Origin of the sequence: Synechococcus sp. MU1643, from assembly GCF_020514095.1 — a bacterium.
Lineage (GTDB): Bacteria > Cyanobacteriota > Cyanobacteriia > PCC-6307 > Cyanobiaceae > Parasynechococcus.
In genome coordinates this window covers 523,001-539,077 of sequence record NZ_VTKY01000001.1, presented here as the reverse complement: position 1 = coordinate 539,077, position 16,077 = coordinate 523,001, and the positions used below count along the sequence as shown (strand labels likewise).

Below are 16,077 nucleotides of genomic sequence, written 5' to 3'. Positions count from 1 at the left end.
TCAGAACTCTGAGCACAATTCAGGAACGTGAGTCCTGGAGACGCACAAGGTGCTGAGGCAATTGCTGGAAAGCCTTTCAGGGCAGTGGGCTGTTCATCTTGAAAGTCGCGTTCCGCGCACTGAGCTCTATGAAGCGCGGATCGCATCATCCAACCCATCGCTTGGCTTCTTCATTCTTCTGATCAGTTCTGCAGTGATCGCCACCCTCGGGCTGATCTCCAACAGCACAGCGGTCGTCATCGGGGCCATGATTGTTGCCCCATTGATGGATCCCATCCTCAGCTTGGCCTTTGGCTTGGCGGTCAGTGACGGGAAATTGATCCGACGTTCTGCCGTCACAGTTGGCTTTGGCGTGTTGGCGGTGATTGGAACCGCATCGTTGCTCAGTTGGGGGCTCGGCATCAGCCATGTGCAGTCGGAGATCACCGGACGCACGTCTCCGAATCTGATTGATCTCGGCATCGCCATTGCAGCGGCTGTTGCCGGTTCGTTCTCGATGACGCGCAAGCACTTGTCGAATTCAATCGCTGGTGTGGCGATTGCTGTCGCCTTGGTTCCACCGCTTTGCGTCAGCGGCATCGGCATCACCCTTGGCTCGGAAATGTTGGCAGTGTTTGGGCGAGGAACAGTGGCGGGCCTCACCAATGAGATCGCGGAGGGATCATTTTGCTCTTTCTGGCGAACCTGATCGGAATCACTTTCACCAGCCTTGTGGTGTTTTTGGTGAAGCGTTACGGTTCAATCCGCAGGTGTTGGCGCAATCTTTTGATTTGGCTTGGATTACTCGGCTTGCTGAGCATTCCGCTGTCATCGGCCTTGCATGACTTCAGCGTCCGGCAGGAGATGGATGCCGTGTTTGGTCGCTTTAAGGCAGGCCAATTGAAACGTGTAGCTATTGCCCAAAGTAACCCAAGATTTTGGTCGAAGGTTCGACTGATGTGCAGCAATGTGATAGTCGTCAATAACAAAGCAAGACTTGATCTTGTTTTGAATGCACACGAAGTTTTTCTAAATCAATCGTTTATGGACGACTTTTATCAGAAAATGCAGGGACGAGTTAAAGACTTTGGCTTGAAGGATCTTGACGTGAACGTCAGGGTGATTCCCAATCGTCTTTATAAGTTTAATAGTCTGAGGTTGATTAAACAATAGTTGGGTTTTTAGGGATCACTTTGAGAGCCTGTCTGATGGCGTCAGCACGGAGTTAATCAGCTCGCGTGACAACGTCCAGAGCATCGTCGCTTTCTCACTGTCATTCGCTTCCTCGGATGGCTCCGTTGGTTTGAAATGATGCCGTCCAGGGCCCAACAGGCCATTGCTCCAATAGCTGAAGCCTGGCTGGTGAAGCTGTTCATTGATGAGCTTCACAAGCAGTTCTCCAGCTCGCTCAACGCTCTCCGTCAGTCTCAGAACATCTCGGGCAACAAAGCCAAACAAGGCCTGCCCAAGTGGATTGGCTTGGCGACTGTTTCTGAAAAAGCCCTCTGATGTGCGTGGAATCACCAGCCCCGGACTCCAGGCCACGACAGGCAAATCCTCATGCTGCTGGTGGATCTGCAGGGCCATCAGCAGATTGCAGAGCTTGCTGTCTTTGTAGGCCTTGTCTGCATTGAACGGACTTTCTCCGTCCACCATTGACGCCCCGGGCCCCTGGCGCAGCCCCTGCAGCGCGCCCAGCCCTGCAGGTTGGCCAACCCGTCCTCCGCCGGTGGCTGGATTGTGCACCTCAGAGGCGGTGATCACGATGGCTTTGGTTTGCTCCATCAATCCTTCAGCCAGAAGTTGATGGGCCAGGTGGTTTACCGCAAAGGTGAGTTCAATGCCCTGTGCACTCCAACGGGGGGAGCTGTAGCCGGCGTATTGCAACCCGGCATTGAGCACCAGTGCATCGAATGGCATCTCGTGATAGCGGAGTTGTTCGATCGCCTTGGCCACAGACGCAAGGTCCGCCAGATCGGCAATGCAGGTATCAACGGAATCCGACAGAGCCTTGCGGGTTAGCTCGGCCCGTTCTGCATTGCGGCAAACAATTGTGAGTGCATCACCACGGGTCAGAAGAATTTTTGCCGCTTCAAGGCCAATGCCGCTGCTGACACCGGTGATCAGAACGCGGCGCTGTTCAGCAGTCGTCATGGAGTTTGAACACGTAGAGATCAGCGTCTCGATCGCTCACCACGTACATCCTGTTCCGCCCGGGATCGAAGGCAACACCCTCCGGTTTGCGGATCCGCTTTGGCTTATCTCCCGTGCTGATGGTGAGATCGAGGCGCTGGATAACAGTGTCGCCTGCCCAGTCGTATTGGAACAGGCACCGCCCCTTGTCGCTGACAATCCAGAGGGTGTCGCTTCTGCTGTCGTAGCTCAGGCCCGAGAAATCAAGCTGCTCGGCCTTCAGTTCGGGATGGACGAACCCTTGGCTGGGCTGCAGCATTCTTGTGGAGAGGATTGTCGTGAGTGAGGAATCCAGTTCGATCAGCAGACCGGGCTGCTGCTCTTTGACCACAACTACGTGGTTGTTCTTGGTGTTCACTGTGATGCCCTCCAATCCGTTGTTGTCTGGAGGGTCTGGGAAGTGGTGCGCAATCGTGTCGTAGTTGGTCATCGCTGACAGGGGACGTCGATAGCGTTCCTTCCTGCTTTTCAGATCCACCACCACCACAGAATTGCTCTGCTCCTGCACCACGAGCAGCTCGTTGTCATCGCCACGGATGGCGATGCCTTCCAAGTCGTCGAGGCCGATGAAGAACGAGTCGCCCACCGACACCCTGCCATGGAGATCCAGACGAAAAATCGCCTTGGTGTCATCACTGATGGTGTATAGCGCCGAGCCATCCCTGCTCAATGTCAGTCCGGATGGCTCATTCAGGCCGAGGCCTGGGTCACGAATCCGATGATGGCTCAGCAGCTCAAGGCGCATCGAGGTCATCCTCACAGGGACCCGTTCCTGGTGATTCTCGGGGCTTGGCTCGTTTTTACCAGCCATCGCAGGTGAGGATGAATGGATCACAGCGAGGCGTCATGAATCGGATCGCTGTGTATTGCGGCTCCTCGAGTGGCGACTCGAGCCTGTTCAAGCTTGCTGCCACTGAGCTGGGTGACCTGATCGCCTCCAGGGGCATGGCCCTGGTTTACGGCGGAGCTCGCATTGGCTTGATGGGCGCTGTTGCTGATGCCGCATTGGCGGCTGGAGGGGAGGTGATCGGGGTGATCCCCGATGCGTTAACACAGGATGAAGTGGTGCACGCCGGTTTGACCCATCTCGAGGTTGTGGGATCGATGCACGAGCGCAAAGCGCGGATGCTCGATCTGGCCGATGCAGCCGTGGCCATGCCCGGGGGGCTGGGAACCCTCGACGAGTTGTTTGAAGCTTTGACCTGGGCTCAGCTTCGTTTTCATGCCAAGCCGATCGGCATGCTCAACCTCGATGGATACTTCGATGCGTTGCTGAGCTTTTTGGATCAAAGCGTTTCGACGGGCTTTCTCTCGGAGCGAAATCGCCAGCTCCTCCTGGATGCAACAACGCCAGAATTGCTGATCGACCGACTTCTCAACCCGTCCTGATGCAACGCACGGTTTTGCTCACCGGAGCCAGTCGTGGCATCGGGCGTTCCATTGCCAGACGTTTGCTCAAGGATGGTCACCGCCTCAGCCTTGGTCTGCGGGATTCGCAGGCTCTAAGGGGAACAGATCTGGACGTCGAGACGGTGTTGCATCACGCCTACGACGCCAGCGATCCAGCCAGTGTTGAAGCATGGGTTGACAGCACCGTTCGTCACTGGGGTGCCCTCGACACCGTGATCCACTGCTCAGGGATTTTGCATCGAACACCGCTGTTGTTTGCGGATGGTGAAGAGCAGCAGCTTGATGAACTCTGGGCGATCAACGTGAAGGGGCCCTGGTGGCTGACCCGTGCGGCATGGCCGCATCTGGTGACCAGTGGCTATGGACGAATCCAGGTGCTGGTGTCGATGAGTGGCAAACGCGTCAAAGGTCGGATGGCGGGCTACCCCGTGAGCAAATTCGCCTTGATGGGGCTCTGTCAGAGCATGCGTAATGAAGGGTGGGACAAGGGGATTCGGGTGACCGCCATCTGTCCCAGTTGGGTCAATACCGATATGGCTTGTTCGGTGAAGGCTGTTGAGCCTGCCGCAATGACCCAACCCGAGGATATTGCTTCTCTTTCCAGCAGTTTGTTGTCGATGCCGAACGCTGCCGTTCCGTTCGAGTTGTTGATGAATTGTTCGCTCGAAACATGAGTTTTCTCGCCATGACGATGTCGCCTCCAGAGGACGTCGCTATGGATGACTAAGCCTCCCTGCCCTGCGTTGTGTCTTCTGGCGGCGATTGGCTTGCTTGCCCCACGCCTTGTTTTGGTGCTGATGTGGTTGATCAACAGCAGCTTCGTCCTTCAGCCCTTCAGTGGCACCAGTGTTCCAAACCCAGTGCTTCCTGTTCTTGGCTTGCTGTTCCTTCCCACCACAACCCTTGGGTATTGCTGGGCTGTCACGTCGTTTGGAGGAGTGTCTTCTCTTAGCGGATTGTTGGTGGTGTTGATCGGAGTGATCATCGACTTCGGCTTGATCGGCAATGGTCGTGGTGCCGTGCGCCGTTGAACAAGCCTCTCGTGGAAAACTGTGCCATCTGTCAGCTGCACGCCGACCCTGCAGCTCGAGAGCGTTATGAGATTCGGCGATCGGAGCTTTGGGTCTTGAGCCATCACACCGACCCAGCACCTCTCCCTGGTTGGCTGCTGTTGGATTCACTGAGGCACTGTTCCGGCCCCGCGGATTTCACGGCGGCCGAGGCTTCTGATTGGGTTCGCGCTGTCTGCGATGCGAGTCGTCTCGTGAAGCAAATCACCGAATGCGAACGCGTGTATGCAATTGCCTTTGGTGAGGGAGCTCAGCACCTTCATCTGCATCTGATCCCGCGCCATCTGAATGAACCGGCCTCCAAGGCCTGGGCGATTGCCGACTTGTACCGGGACATGGACCGTGGAGCTCGAGCCTCTGCTGATCCTGCTGTTGTGGCAGCGATGGTGCAACGCTGTCGATCGTTGATCAGCGACCCGGGTTGAAGCGTTTGCGCGTCTTGGTGACGTCGGCGTTTTGCAAAAGGTTGCCCAAGGGCCAGCCGAGGTGCCTGAGATGGCTCAACGTGTTCGACGATGCGCTGAAGCAGTTCTCGCTGTAGCTGTTGGCAATTCCGATCTCTTTGAGGGTGAGCAGCAGCAACCTCTGCTCCCGGCGTGTACCTCGCCGGCTCGCGACCATCGCAAAGTCGCGTTCACGAAGCTGTTCGCTGATTGCATCGATGTTGTTGGAATACCCCAGGGAGAGGGTCTGATCAATGGCGCGATAGGCGGTGTAGATCCTTCCTCTGGGATTGTCTTCAAGGGTTTGAACCCGTTCACTCAGGGCAATCACGGCATCCATCACCGGTGCCTGGAGCGCTTGTTCGATCTGTTCAAGCTGCACAATCAAAACCCTCCCACGGCCAAACGCTCATCACAGGCACCCTCGTAGGCGCGGATGGCTGCGTTGGGTATGGAGCCATTGCTCTTGAGCTGGCGCACCGAGAGCTCTACGCACTGGAGCACAACACTGGTGAGCTCACGCCCTTCGCACAGGGCCCAACTGCGAAGCAGCACATGAAGGCTTGGGGGAACGGAGACCGTGAGCTTGACCTGGGTTTCGCGGGTGGAGGTTTTGATCATGGCCCGTGTGCAGCCGTAGCAACTATAAAGTAGCTCCGCAGGTACCCGAGAGCAACTGCTGGGTATCTCAGGGGAAGTTTTTTGTGGTTGATGCACAGTCGCTTGGCAGTGCTTCTTGGCCGTGCTGAGCGATTTCAATGGCTGGCGCAATGGCGCTCGGTCCGTGGACCCCGTCTCTTGAGCATCAGGCTTTGCTGATCTGGCTGCAATTGTTGTGTCTTTGTGTTGTCAATTCAGCCGTTCCATGGACTCCCCGTCTTGCTGACTCGGTAATTCGCGGTGTCGACTTTAAATGTCCCAGGTCAAGCCTCTTTTATGCAAAATTCGCATCAATGTGGATAAGACGAAACTGTGATAGGGATAGTTGATGGGCACTACTTCTGTTCAAGCTGACAAGGTGGTCAACGTCAGGTTGTCTGAATCGGAGCACACTCTACTGAAGACATACTTCGCTTCGTTGAATCGAAGTATGCAAGATGTGCTGCGTGATTTTGCGTTGATGCAAATCCAGAAGCAACACTTTTGTTGCCGCCTTGTGCGCTCCTTGATGGAAGAACATGGGATTGAGCAAGACCACAGGGTCAGCAAACCTTGTTATGGCTATGCCTGTTACTACTGCAGCCATGCAGATGCCTGTATGGCTGGCGAGACGGATCTGCTTTATGTCCCCCGCCAGGAGATACGTGAACTCGTTGCTGAGGAATCGGCTTATATCTTCGAGTTCGACGGCAGCAGCATCGAGGTCCCTGCGCAGCCGGGCTGATCGTGTTTCGACTCGCCAATAACCTCGATCTTTGAGGGATGGGCCTTCCGATTCCAGAGTTCGATGCAGGGCGTCCAGGCAGGAATTATTTTGAGTCTCGGAAGCGATTTGTGGATGTCATGAAATCGAGCACAGCCCCTTCAAAACTCCGAACGATTCGTCCCATAGTGATGTCACCAAGTCGGTAATTGGGCTTGGAAGCCGGGCAGAGCGATGTCCGACGCGTCGGTATTTGGCCCTCACTTTGGTGGTGGCCAAATCCGTTTCTTTCTTAAGGAATCTGGCTGTGTATCCCGATGAACGGATTCGTCCGTCAATGTACAGACGTGGTCGAATCGCTCCGGTGATGCATCACCGTCGGCCACACAACATTGTTTGATCTATTTGAAAAGTGGTGGACCTTGAGGTCGCCTTTTTAGTGAGAAAACGGAGAGGGTGGGATTCGAACCCACGGTGCCCGTGAAGACACGCTGGTTTTCAAGACCAGAGCCATAAACCACTCGACCACCTCTCCAGAGGGTGCCAGGTGCCCCGCGGGACACCTGGCAACTGTATCGGGACGTGATCCCAGCTCAGTTTTTTGGCTTGGCCAGAGGCAGCAGACACTTGTCGGAATCACAACCAGCAGGGCCGGCTTCGGTCAGCTCACCCTGGTCGTAACGCTGCAGTGCTTCAAAGAAATCAGTGCTAACGCGACGCTTCACCACAGCGGATTGGAGCTCTTCGTAGGTAGCTGAATCGATCGGCTCGAAGGGCAGGCGGGGGAAGGTGGCATTGGCATCGAAGCGGGCTAGAAGCGCCGCAGAGATGTACCCCTCGCCCTTCTCCATGGCTTGATGCAGAGCATCAGCCAAAGGTTCGATTTCGTGCTCGCGGAATTCGATCGTGGCGGAGGTGTTGTGGGCGGTGTAGTGACGCTGCACCTGCATGTAGAAGTCGAATTGCGCCATGGCACTGAAGCCGTTGATGTCAACAGCATCAGCACCAGGGAGGTTGGCCCAGCTCACCTCGGTGGGGATCTCCACCAGCCATTCGGTGCACCGGGGATCGAAGGGATCATTCAGCAGGCGGCCTTCCTCATCCTTGTCGGACTGGGAGGGAACGATGGTGTAACCGTAATCCATGCAGGCCATGGCCACGGGGTCGTTCTTGCGGAAGGTGATCCTGCGGATGAAGCGCTGGGCTTTGGGGGGATGCCAACCAGGTGCGGCGCCGGTGAGAAGGCTCTTGGTGCCTGCAGGTTGAACAGTGGTGCAGCGGTTGGGGCGACGCAGACCCTGGCGGTCGCAGTAGTCCGAGACCGTTTGATTGACGATCTCCTTCCACCGACTCAGGTAAGCGGCTTCCTGCTCCTTGAAGCGCAGACCCGCCTCGGTTTCAGGCCGGCCGGCTTCCCACCAACGCAGCCAATCCGTTCCGAAGGCGTGCACAAAGAAGTCGAACAGACCGGTGAAGCTGACGCCCACGATCGGATCCCACTCGCGGCTCTGGCGGTAGCGCTCAACTTCGAAACGATGGTTGAGCAAACAAGCAACCGACAGGGCGCCTGCACGGAAAGCATCGGCCTGCCCCTCCTCGTCGCTGGGGTCGATCTGGTTGAGATGCACCTCAGCCAGATTGCAGTGGAAATCGGCACCCAGGATCTCGCCGCAGGGATTCAAGCCGTAACGGCTGAGGCGGTGCTCCAGCTCGTTGGCGTCGATGGGGCCATGGTTGTCGGACAACCAGCGACCCGCTTCCTCGCGACCCTGGTCGCAGTAGATCTCAATGAACTCCGTGCGCAGTTCAGGGGTGGTGAGCAGATCGGCATTGGAGCGAGCGATCGCTTCGGGAGCAAACTGGATCGCACCTTCACCGGAGTGGAACTGTTTGGTCACCGCTGCGTGCACAACGTCCTTGCTGGGACGGGTGTGGTACACACGGGTGTGGTTGGCCATCCGCAGAGCATCACGCTCGGGATCGATCCTCCAGTTGCCCTCCTCGTCTTGCTGCCAGAGGTTGTCCTTGGAGGACGCAGCGGCCTGGTCGTCTGCGGCGAACTGGCGCATGCCGGCGCTGCGACGGATGTTTCCGGCAACGATCGTGACGGCGGCTTCGTCGATCAGCAGACAGCACTCCACCGAGGTGAGCCGACGGCCCTGGGCCTTGTTCAGTAGCCGAGCAACGCGACCGTAGAGATCCTTCAACTTGACGGGGTTTGCCATCCCGCCGAAACCTTTCAGGGTTTCACCAACAGGCCGCACATCGCTGAGGTCCACCTCGATCTGAATTGGATCGCCATTGAACCGTTCATCGCTGCTGAGCTGGAGCATCAGCTGGTAGCTGTCCACCCAGCCACGGCGGGTGTCACCCACCTTGATGGTCACTTTGTTGCCGTCAATGCTGTGGGTGCAGTCGTCCTGGCGCTCAGACGCAGGAGTGATGCCGATGTCGCTAACGCTGAGGACTTCAAAGGTGTTGCGCACCACAGGAAGCCTGTCGATCAGGTGCGGCTCGATGATGGCGCCGGTGCCACAGCCCATCATTGCCAGATCCATCATCAGACCGAAGGCATGCCAATCCACGAGGTTGGTGGACGTGCAGTTGTAGGAGCCGGAGAAGTTTTCGGGCTGTTCGATCCAGCGTGTGCCACCGATCCAGAGCCAACGACCTGAGGGAAGAGCTTTTTTCTCGGCCTGCATGCGAGCCAGCAGGGCCACTTCCGCGTCGTTGAGGTTGCCCAGTTGACGCAGACCTTCCAGGTTTCGCGCACCCACCTGGTTCCAGCTCTCACGGCCGCTTGGGGTTTTGCGGCTGTAGGTGCGATAGAAGACCGGGTTGGCAGCAGGAGCAGTTGCGGGGAAGGCGCCGAACCCGGCGACAGATCCCGCAGAGGTCTCCACACGATTTGGAGTGAGGGTCACGTGCGGTACGTGGGCGAAGGACAAGTATCGAAACCCTAACGCCACAGATGGGGGCAGCAAGGTCTCTTCACCACCATCAACAGTGTCCCCTTCAAACTGAGTTCCAAATCGGCAGTGAATGATGCAGCGGCGGCTGGAGCCTGAGTTGATGAACGGCGATGCGCAGGTGCAGGCCTATGCCGCTGCTGACTTCAGTTCCGGCGATCAAGCAACCATCGAGGCGATACAGCGCCTCCTCTTCAACACATCACCATTGCCGTCTGATCCACTGGTGGTGGATCTGGGCTGTGGCCCGGGAAACATCACTCTTCTGTTGGCCGGACACTTCCCCGAGGCTCGGATTATCGGCATTGACGGTGCCGAATCGATGTTGGCCCTGGCTAGGGGGCGGGCTCAGCAGCAGCAGCTGGAGATTTCATTCCACTGTCAGACCCTTCAGGAGGTTCTTGGAGGTCCTCTAATCGGTCAGGCCGATCTGGTCGTTAGCAATAGCCTTTTGCATCACCTGCACCAACCCGATCTGCTTTGGACGGTCAGTCGAGCTTTAGCAGCACCGGGTTGTCGCACGTTGCATCGGGATCTGCGGCGTCCGGACTCCGATGCTGAGGTTCAACAGCTGCTGCTCAAACATCTGCCATTGGCGCCAGAGGTGTTGCAGCACGACTTCGCTGCTTCGTTGGCTGCGGCCTTTGAACCTCAGGAAGTGACTGAGGAGCTGCACAAGCTGGGGCTCAACCAATTGACGGTGTCAGTGGAGGACGACCGTTATCTGGTGGTGTCAGGCTTGGTGAAGTCCTGAAATCCGATGAGCGGCAGTCAAGCGACCACTGATGGTGATCTGGCCCAAGTTTTGGCCTCGGCGGTGGATCGCCGTCGCAACTTTGCGATCATTTCTCACCCAGACGCGGGAAAAACAACTCTGACCGAGAAGTTGCTGCTCTATGGCGGTGCCATTCAGCAGGCCGGTGCGGTGAAAGCGCGGGGTGAGCAGCGCAAGGTGACCTCCGACTGGATGGAGCTTGAAAAGCAACGGGGGATCTCGATTACCTCAACGGTGCTGCAGTTCGATTACGGCGTCACAACGATCAATCTTCTGGACACGCCAGGTCACCAGGATTTTTCCGAAGACACCTATCGAACGCTGGCAGCGGCTGACAACGCCGTGATGCTTGAGGACGCAGCGAAGGGTCTTGAGCCGCAGACCCGAAAGCTGTTCGAGGTCTGCCGCATGCGTGAGATCCCGATCTTCACCTTCATCAACAAGATGGACCGCCCGGGGCGAGAACCGCTGACCCTGCTCGATGAAATCGAGTCGGAACTCGGCCTTACCCCCTGGGCCGTGAACTGGCCCATCGGCAGTGGTGAGCAATTCCGTGGCGTGATCGATCGCCGCAGAAAGGAGGTGGTTTTATTCAGCCGTGCTGAACGCGGCAAACAGGCCAGTGAGCAGCGCCTCTCCCTGGACGACCCAGCCCTGCGGGAGTTGGTGGAAGAGGACCTTTTGGATCTGGCCGTTGAAGAAATGGAGTTCCTGGAAGCAGCAGGCGCCGAACTGGACATCGAGATGGTTCATGCCGGCGAGCTCACCCCGGTGTTCTTTGGCTCGGCGATGACCAACTTCGGGGTCCGTCCGTTCCTGGATGCCTTCCTCGAGATGGCGCAGCGGCCGATTGCCCGATCCAGCAGCCAAGGTCTGGTGGACCCGTTGCGGGAAGGGTTCAGCGGCTTTGTGTTCAAGCTTCAGGCCAACATGGATCCCAGGCACCGCGACCGGGTGGCCTTCGTTCGTGTCTGCAGCGGCCGTTTCGAAAAAGACATGACGGTGAAGCATGCCCGCACCGGCAAAGCAATCCGCCTCTCACGTCCTCAAAAGCTGTTCGGTCAGGACCGAGCCGTGGTGGAAGACGCCTATCCGGGTGATGTGATCGGTCTCAACAACCCCGGCATGTTTTCCATTGGCGACACCCTTTATGTGGGTTCGAAAGTGGAATACGAAGGCATTCCCTGCTTCAGCCCGGAGATTTTCAGTTGGCTACGCAACCCCAACCCTTCAGCCTTCAAGAATTTCCGCAAAGGCGTGAACGAGCTTCGGGAAGAGGGGGCTGTGCAGATCCTCTACGACACCGATGAGAGCAAACGAGATCCAATTCTGGCGGCCGTCGGACAACTCCAACTTGAGGTGGTGCAGCACAGGCTGGAAAACGAATACGGCGTTGAAACCCGCCTTGAGCCCATGGGTTTCCAGGTTGCCCGTTGGATCAGCGGTGGTTGGGCCGAACTTGAGAAGGTCGGGCGGATCTTCAACTGCAAGACCGTGCGTGATGCCTGGAATCGGCCTGTGTTGCTTTTCAAAAACGAGTGGAATCTCAATCAGCTCCGAGAGGACCATCCCGAGCTGGAACTCAGCAGTGTTGCCCCCGTGGTGAGTGGAGTGGAGCCGATCAGTCTTTGAACAGAGCTGATCTCTTCATCCACACCTCAACGGCTCACTCGCCAGAATCGTCCGGCGCGTCCAACTCTCGTGAGTACGTTCTGGCTGCTGAAGAACAACGCTGACGGCGGCACCGAATACGTGTGTTTTCGTGGTGATGACGAATCAGTGGAAATGCTCGAGGGCTACCACTTTCCTCCGCAGATGCCGCTGATTAAACGACGCTCTTGGATGAACAGGATGGATGCGCTGAGCTGTCGCAGCAGGCTCCAGCGAAGCGAGGGTTTTCGTCACGGTGCACCCCTCTTCTGAACAGGCCCCGATACGCTCATCAAACGACCCCAATCGACGCAATGGCAGCCCTGGGTGAATCTGGTCCCGATGCAAACGCAGATGATCCATTTGCCCGTCTCGGCCTGAGCCGTGATGCGGGGTTTGAACAGGTTCAGTCGGCGAAGGCGCGCTGCCTAGCCGAGGTTTCCGGGGATGATCAGGCCCTGGCAAAGATTGAGGCGGCCTACGACGCCGTCTTGATGGCTCGTCTTCGGGACCGGCAGCAAGGTCAGGTGAGTGCTGCTGCAGCGACCGCATCGGAGCTTGAGGCGACCGCAGGATCAATGCCCTCGTTGCCAGCACAGGCACCGATAGGCAATGTGTTGGCGAGTCTCCGCAGCAAGTTGCCTGATCCCTCCCAGTCTCTCTCCGGCCTTAAGCCGGACTGGGCTCTGGTGGAAGGGCAGGGGCGTTCCGTGCGCATCATTGCGGGGATCATCGGTGTTGCTCTGCTGCTGGTGTCTGCCGGCAGCATCCAATTGGTGCTTGCTTTGGCCACGATCGGTGTGTTTCTCAGCCAGGTTCGCCGTGGCCGGCGACCACTGGCATCCCTCGGCTGGACATTGCTGGTGCTCAGCATCGGCTTGGCGGTGGGCTCTTTGTTGAACCTGGCGCTCTCTCCGACTGCTTTTGAGCAGCTGGCTCTCAGTCCTCTGCAGATTCAATCCCTGCCTGCTGCTCTGCTGCTCTGGGCGGCAGCTCTGTTCCTGGCCTGAAATTCAGTCAGGCAGCCGACGGTAGGGCGTTAATCAGTTCCTGCAGCTCGGCAGCACTCACGTCATAACGGTTGTTGCAGAAGTGGCAGGTCAGTTCCGCGCCACCATCTTTGTCTTGCATGTCGGTGAGTTCGTCCCTTCCCAGCAGGAGCAGGGCCGCCTTGCTGCGTTCACGGCTGCAAGGACAGAAAAAACGAAGCTCCTGACTAGCCTCAGCGTCGTCGAGAGGTTTGGGATCAAGGTCGGGGAAGACATCCTGAAGCAGATCTTCAAGCTGGTCTCCACTTGCAGCCAGCCGCTGACTGAATCCAGTGATCTCGCGGCAACGTTGTTCAATCAGCTCCACCAGGGCGGGCTCTTCCGCTGCTTTGGGAAGGATTTGAACCAGTAGGCCACCGCTGGCGTGGATGCCGGCACTGTTCACCTGCTCTCCCACAAACACAGCTGATGGGGTTTGTTCTGAGTGGAGCAGATAGGAGGCAACATCCTCACCAATGCCTCCGCTAACGAGCTCAACGGTGCTGTTGAAGGGCTCGCCCTTGCCGTCGTCACGCATCACGTGGAGGTAACCGGTGCCAGCGGCTTCTTTAAAATTGAAGCTGAAGTGTCCGGCTTCATCCTGAATCGGATCAAGTTCGAGGGCCGGCTCGCCGACGTAGCCACGAACTGTTCCGTTGCGACCGGCATCCACCATCAAGCCCTTGATCGGTCCGTCGGAGCCGAGGCGCAGATTCACCCTGCCGTGGCGCACCTTCATCGAACTCGCGAGCATCAGTCCAGCCGCCATGGCCCGTCCGAGCATCACGCTGGTGAGGAACGACAGCCCATGGCGTTCCCTCGCCTCACGCACGATGTTGGTTGTTGATACCGCCACCAACCGGATGCCACCTGCGGCTGCGGTTGCGCGAACCATCCGGTCGGCCATGTCCCCTTCGGAAGCTCAGGGCAATGTAGTCATCGGATCGAGCCGCCCGCCCTGCAAACGCAGCCGTTGGCAGTCCCAGTCCTGAAACAGCTCAGGTTCGTGGGTGACCACGATCAACACCTGTTCACGAGCCAGGCCGGCGAGCAGTTCAAGCACGTCGCGTCGCACCGACCAATCCAACCCTGCGGTGGGTTCATCCAGGAGGAGCACTTCAGCGCCGCGGAGCATTTGCACCGCTAGGGCAAGCCGCCGTTGCTGCCCGCCGCTCAGTCGTTCAGGAGCTGTTGTAGAGGAGATGTTGTAGAGGCCAACCCGTTCGAGAACGCTCTGTTCGCGCTCATGACCGAGCCGGCGATGGCCCAGCCGCAGTTCCTGAGCCATGCTCAGCCCGAGAAAATGGCGTTCGGGAAACTGGAAGACGAAGCCGCAAAGCCAGCGCAGCTGCCGCCGTTTCATCGCGGTGCCATTCCAGCGGATGCTGCCGGATTTGGCCGACGCCAAGCCGCTGATGATTTCCAGCAGCGATGTCTTTCCGGATCCGCTAGCGCCAGCGATCAGCAGCGGCCGTCCCTTCTGCGTCTGAAAACCGATGCCATCGAGGATGGGTGCGCCAGCCGTCGCAGGTGCATAGGTGATTCCTGAGAGCTCGAGCATGCGATCAGCTTGAACGATGATGAAGGTGTCGCGATGACCCCATGGACATTCGTTTTCGTGAAGTCGACCCCTTTAATTGCTGGTTATGGATCCGTTTCTCGGAACCCCCCAGCCAGGGGGAGCGAAATTACGTGGATGGTGTGTTCGACAGCTGGTACGTGATCGGGCGTTTGGGCGGTTTCAATGCAGAAAACCTGCAGGTTCATGACGCTGGCTCCGATCTCAGCTGGATGGCCTACGAGAACGATGGGGCTGAGTCGGCGATGCCCGCCCTGATGCACAACATGGGACAGCTCGAATATCAGAACGAATGGGGACGCTGCTGGGTGGATCTCGGTACGTCAGATGGTGTCGCCATTGATGTCTTGATTAATGCTCTGCGTCAACTGGACTCTGACGTGGTTCAGCTCGAGGAGCTGGTCGTTGGTGGTGTCAATGAAAATTGGCCGGTCGAAGATCATCCCGACAGCGTTTTCCCTGCAGGTGGCTGAACGCCGGCGTCTACTCCTGTCGCCGGATCGCCTGGAGGTGGGTGGTTCGGTTCTGCTCAACACCGAAGAGCAGCACTATCTGCGGAGGGTATTGCGTTTGCGTTGTGGCGAGCAAGTGGATGTGACCGATGGTTGCGGCCGCCTCACGCTCGCAACCCTGGTGGAACCGCAGTTGCTTGCGCTCGACAGGCCAGTGCAGCAGATCGAGCCATTGGCAGAACCTCAGCTGGGCTTAGCCGTGGCCTTGATGCGGCGGGGGATGGATGAGGTTGTTCGAATGGCTTGTGAGCTCGGTATTGATCGGATTCAGCCCTTGCGCTGCGATCGCTGTGTTCCCCAGGCCGATCATCGGCCGGAGCGCTGGACCACGATCATTCGTGAAGCGGTGGAGCAGTGCGAGCGTTTGTGGATGCCGCAGCTGCAAGAGCTGAACGGTATTTCCGAATGGATCGGAGCGGTGGAAGGTCTGCCTCTTGCCGGGGTCACCCGAGATACGGCAGCTCCATCATTGGATCAATGTTTGCGCCAACAGGGCGATCCTCTTCAGCCCACTTGGTTGGTGATCGGTCCTGAGGGGGGATGGACCTCAGCAGAGCAGAGCCTCTTCGCCGATGCAGGGGTCCAGCCTGTGCGGATGGGAGCAACCATCCTCCGCAGTTCAACAGCAGCCGTGGCAGGTGCGGTTGAACTGGTTCGTTGGCGCGATGGCCTGATCAGCTCTTGAACAGATCCTGAGCGATACCCCGGAAGGATTTCAGAGCTGCTCCAGGCCGACGGCTGCGCTGGCGCAGTCCGCCACCGGGCATCAGGTTGACGGGTGCAAAAGTGGAGTAAGTCACGGCTGGGCGGGCTGCCTCTGCCGCAGCCAGGTCGGCAGCGATGGCTTCTGCAGTGGTGAGTGAGTCTGCGGGCTGAGTGCTGGATTCAGCTTTGGATTCCACAACGGCCTCAGTGGCTGAAGGCTTGGAAACAGCTGAAGGTTCGGAAGGTGCGACAGGTGTTGCTACGGCGCTTGCAGCAACGACAGCTTCCTCGAACTTCGCTTCTTCGGTTGCGGGAGGCTTTTGTTGAGGCAGCTCAAGGGTGGCCGGCGCTGCGGAGTCATCCAGGGTGAGGAAAAAGCCCTTGTTGCGGTTGAACACCAT

Annotated in this window: 21 protein-coding genes and 1 tRNA gene; 13 read left to right on the top strand and 9 right to left on the bottom strand. The window is 57.9% G+C overall.

Translation table 11 applies throughout. The features are described from left to right. The first annotated feature begins 49 nt into the window (after positions 1 to 49). Together FZX09_RS12020 and FZX09_RS12015 are read left to right on the top strand one after the other, a co-directional pair. Positions 50 to 688: a TIGR00341 family protein gene (locus tag FZX09_RS12020; protein WP_370624166.1), complete on the top strand. Its 639-nt coding sequence runs from the start codon at positions 50 to 52 to the stop codon at positions 686 to 688. Further along, on the top strand, positions 667 to 1,152 hold the full coding sequence (locus FZX09_RS12015) for a hypothetical protein (RefSeq protein ID WP_370624165.1): 486 nt from the start codon (positions 667 to 669) through the stop codon (positions 1,150 to 1,152). Before FZX09_RS12020 ends, FZX09_RS12015 begins: the two co-directional genes overlap by 22 nt. A gap of 15 nt (positions 1,153 to 1,167) precedes the next feature. On the opposite strand, the gene FZX09_RS03250 is transcribed toward FZX09_RS12015, so the two are convergent. Then, entirely contained in the window at positions 1,168 to 2,133 is a 966-nt protein-coding gene (locus FZX09_RS03250) for an SDR family NAD(P)-dependent oxidoreductase (RefSeq protein ID WP_226399939.1), read from the bottom strand. Then, positions 2,120 to 2,926 carry an SdiA-regulated domain-containing protein gene (locus FZX09_RS03245; protein ID WP_226399937.1) on the bottom strand — a complete coding sequence of 269 codons (807 nt, stop codon included), beginning with the start codon at positions 2,924 to 2,926 and terminating at the stop codon, positions 2,120 to 2,122. The genes FZX09_RS03250 and FZX09_RS03245 overlap by 14 nt, the downstream gene beginning before the upstream one ends. Positions 2,927 to 3,018: 92 nt before the next feature. Here FZX09_RS03245 and FZX09_RS03240 point away from each other — a divergent pair, with 92 nt between their 5' ends. From FZX09_RS03240 to FZX09_RS03225, 4 genes are all read left to right on the top strand, one after another. Further along, positions 3,019 to 3,561: a TIGR00730 family Rossman fold protein gene (locus FZX09_RS03240; protein ID WP_226399935.1), complete on the top strand. Its 543-nt coding sequence runs from the start codon at positions 3,019 to 3,021 to the stop codon at positions 3,559 to 3,561. Continuing rightward, positions 3,561 to 4,256 (top strand): SDR family NAD(P)-dependent oxidoreductase, encoded by a 696-nt coding sequence (locus FZX09_RS03235; protein WP_226399933.1) that lies wholly within the window; start codon positions 3,561 to 3,563, stop codon positions 4,254 to 4,256. Before FZX09_RS03240 ends, FZX09_RS03235 begins: the two co-directional genes overlap by 1 nt. A 69-nt stretch (positions 4,257 to 4,325) precedes the next feature. Beyond that, positions 4,326 to 4,613: a hypothetical protein gene (locus tag FZX09_RS03230; RefSeq protein ID WP_226400347.1), complete on the top strand. Its 288-nt coding sequence runs from the start codon at positions 4,326 to 4,328 to the stop codon at positions 4,611 to 4,613. Beyond that, positions 4,610 to 5,077, top strand: coding sequence for an HIT family protein (locus tag FZX09_RS03225; protein WP_226399931.1), 468 nt, complete (start codon positions 4,610 to 4,612; stop codon positions 5,075 to 5,077). Before FZX09_RS03230 ends, FZX09_RS03225 begins: the two co-directional genes overlap by 4 nt. On the opposite strand, the gene FZX09_RS03220 is transcribed toward FZX09_RS03225, so the two are convergent. Continuing rightward, a complete protein-coding gene (locus FZX09_RS03220) occupies positions 5,061 to 5,477 on the bottom strand; it encodes a hypothetical protein (RefSeq protein WP_370624164.1) in 417 nt (138 codons plus the stop codon). The two genes, FZX09_RS03225 and FZX09_RS03220, sit on opposite strands and share 17 nt — an antisense overlap. A 2-nt stretch (positions 5,478 to 5,479) precedes the next feature. Continuing rightward, positions 5,480 to 5,716: a hypothetical protein gene (locus tag FZX09_RS03215; protein WP_226399927.1), complete on the bottom strand. Its 237-nt coding sequence runs from the start codon at positions 5,714 to 5,716 to the stop codon at positions 5,480 to 5,482. A 367-nt stretch (positions 5,717 to 6,083) separates the two neighbouring features. Between FZX09_RS03215 and FZX09_RS03210 the strand changes: the two genes are divergently transcribed. Beyond that, positions 6,084 to 6,479, top strand: a complete 396-nt coding sequence (locus FZX09_RS03210; RefSeq protein ID WP_226399925.1) for a hypothetical protein — start codon at positions 6,084 to 6,086, stop codon at positions 6,477 to 6,479. A 427-nt stretch (positions 6,480 to 6,906) separates the two neighbouring features. Here FZX09_RS03210 and FZX09_RS03205 read toward each other — a convergent pair. Continuing rightward, positions 6,907 to 6,993 (bottom strand) — tRNA-Ser (locus FZX09_RS03205). A gap of 58 nt (positions 6,994 to 7,051) precedes the next feature. Continuing rightward, positions 7,052 to 9,382: a ribonucleoside-triphosphate reductase, adenosylcobalamin-dependent gene (gene nrdJ, locus FZX09_RS03200; RefSeq protein WP_226399923.1), complete on the bottom strand. Its 2,331-nt coding sequence runs from the start codon at positions 9,380 to 9,382 to the stop codon at positions 7,052 to 7,054. Positions 9,383 to 9,503: 121 nt separating this feature from the next. On the opposite strand from nrdJ, the gene FZX09_RS03195 reads away from it, so the two are divergent. The 4 genes from FZX09_RS03195 to FZX09_RS03180 all read left to right on the top strand — a co-directional run bounded on the left by FZX09_RS03195 (position 9,504) and on the right by FZX09_RS03180 (position 12,862). After that, the gene (locus FZX09_RS03195; RefSeq protein WP_370624163.1) at positions 9,504 to 10,181 is read left to right on the top strand and encodes a methyltransferase domain-containing protein; all 678 of its coding nucleotides are present in this window, start codon (positions 9,504 to 9,506) and stop codon (positions 10,179 to 10,181) included. A gap of 6 nt (positions 10,182 to 10,187) precedes the next feature. Continuing rightward, entirely contained in the window at positions 10,188 to 11,834 is a 1,647-nt protein-coding gene (locus FZX09_RS03190; protein WP_226399917.1) for a peptide chain release factor 3, read from the top strand. A 69-nt stretch (positions 11,835 to 11,903) separates the two neighbouring features. Continuing rightward, positions 11,904 to 12,125, top strand: a complete 222-nt coding sequence (locus FZX09_RS03185) for a hypothetical protein (RefSeq protein ID WP_226399915.1) — start codon at positions 11,904 to 11,906, stop codon at positions 12,123 to 12,125. 41 nt (positions 12,126 to 12,166) lie between these two features. Then, positions 12,167 to 12,862 (top strand): CPP1-like family protein, encoded by a 696-nt coding sequence (locus FZX09_RS03180; RefSeq protein ID WP_226399913.1) that lies wholly within the window; start codon positions 12,167 to 12,169, stop codon positions 12,860 to 12,862. 7 nt (positions 12,863 to 12,869) lie between these two features. Here the strand turns inward: FZX09_RS03180 and hslO are convergent, their stop codons facing one another. Together hslO and FZX09_RS03170 are read right to left on the bottom strand one after the other, a co-directional pair. Beyond that, on the bottom strand, positions 12,870 to 13,787 hold the full coding sequence (hslO, locus tag FZX09_RS03175; RefSeq protein WP_226399911.1) for an Hsp33 family molecular chaperone HslO: 918 nt from the start codon (positions 13,785 to 13,787) through the stop codon (positions 12,870 to 12,872). 15 nt (positions 13,788 to 13,802) lie between these two features. Continuing rightward, positions 13,803 to 14,441: an ABC transporter ATP-binding protein gene (locus FZX09_RS03170; RefSeq protein ID WP_226399909.1), complete on the bottom strand. Its 639-nt coding sequence runs from the start codon at positions 14,439 to 14,441 to the stop codon at positions 13,803 to 13,805. A 41-nt stretch (positions 14,442 to 14,482) separates the two neighbouring features. Here FZX09_RS03170 and FZX09_RS03165 point away from each other — a divergent pair, with 41 nt between their 5' ends. Further along, positions 14,483 to 14,932, top strand: a complete 450-nt coding sequence (locus FZX09_RS03165) for a DUF3531 family protein (protein WP_226399907.1) — start codon at positions 14,483 to 14,485, stop codon at positions 14,930 to 14,932. Then, positions 14,925 to 15,656 (top strand): 16S rRNA (uracil(1498)-N(3))-methyltransferase, encoded by a 732-nt coding sequence (locus FZX09_RS03160; RefSeq protein ID WP_226399905.1) that lies wholly within the window; start codon positions 14,925 to 14,927, stop codon positions 15,654 to 15,656. Before FZX09_RS03165 ends, FZX09_RS03160 begins: the two co-directional genes overlap by 8 nt. Here FZX09_RS03160 and FZX09_RS03155 read toward each other — a convergent pair. Continuing rightward, complete coding sequence (locus tag FZX09_RS03155; protein WP_226399903.1) at positions 15,646 to 16,077, bottom strand: hypothetical protein; 432 nt, start codon at positions 16,075 to 16,077, stop codon at positions 15,646 to 15,648. The genes FZX09_RS03160 and FZX09_RS03155 overlap by 11 nt on opposite strands.

Coding starts and splice junctions, on each gene's coding strand:
- hslO (WP_226399911.1), bottom strand. CDS start 13,787: ATGGCCGACCGGATGGTTCGCGCAACCGCAGCCGCAGGTGGCATCCGG.
- FZX09_RS03245 (WP_226399937.1), bottom strand. CDS start 2,926: ATGACCTCGATGCGCCTTGAGCTGCTGAGCCATCATCGGATTCGTGAC.
- FZX09_RS03190 (WP_226399917.1), top strand. CDS start 10,188: ATGAGCGGCAGTCAAGCGACCACTGATGGTGATCTGGCCCAAGTTTTG.
- FZX09_RS03235 (WP_226399933.1), top strand. CDS start 3,561: ATGCAACGCACGGTTTTGCTCACCGGAGCCAGTCGTGGCATCGGGCGT.
- FZX09_RS03170 (WP_226399909.1), bottom strand. CDS start 14,441: ATGCTCGAGCTCTCAGGAATCACCTATGCACCTGCGACGGCTGGCGCA.
- FZX09_RS03180 (WP_226399913.1), top strand. CDS start 12,167: ATGGCAGCCCTGGGTGAATCTGGTCCCGATGCAAACGCAGATGATCCA.
- FZX09_RS03210 (WP_226399925.1), top strand. CDS start 6,084: ATGGGCACTACTTCTGTTCAAGCTGACAAGGTGGTCAACGTCAGGTTG.
- FZX09_RS03240 (WP_226399935.1), top strand. CDS start 3,019: ATGAATCGGATCGCTGTGTATTGCGGCTCCTCGAGTGGCGACTCGAGC.
- FZX09_RS03165 (WP_226399907.1), top strand. CDS start 14,483: ATGGACATTCGTTTTCGTGAAGTCGACCCCTTTAATTGCTGGTTATGG.
- FZX09_RS03195 (WP_370624163.1), top strand. CDS start 9,504: ATGCAGCGGCGGCTGGAGCCTGAGTTGATGAACGGCGATGCGCAGGTG.
- FZX09_RS03155 (WP_226399903.1), bottom strand. CDS start 16,077: ATGGTGTTCAACCGCAACAAGGGCTTTTTCCTCACCCTGGATGACTCC.
- FZX09_RS03250 (WP_226399939.1), bottom strand. CDS start 2,133: ATGACGACTGCTGAACAGCGCCGCGTTCTGATCACCGGTGTCAGCAGC.
- FZX09_RS03215 (WP_226399927.1), bottom strand. CDS start 5,716: ATGATCAAAACCTCCACCCGCGAAACCCAGGTCAAGCTCACGGTCTCC.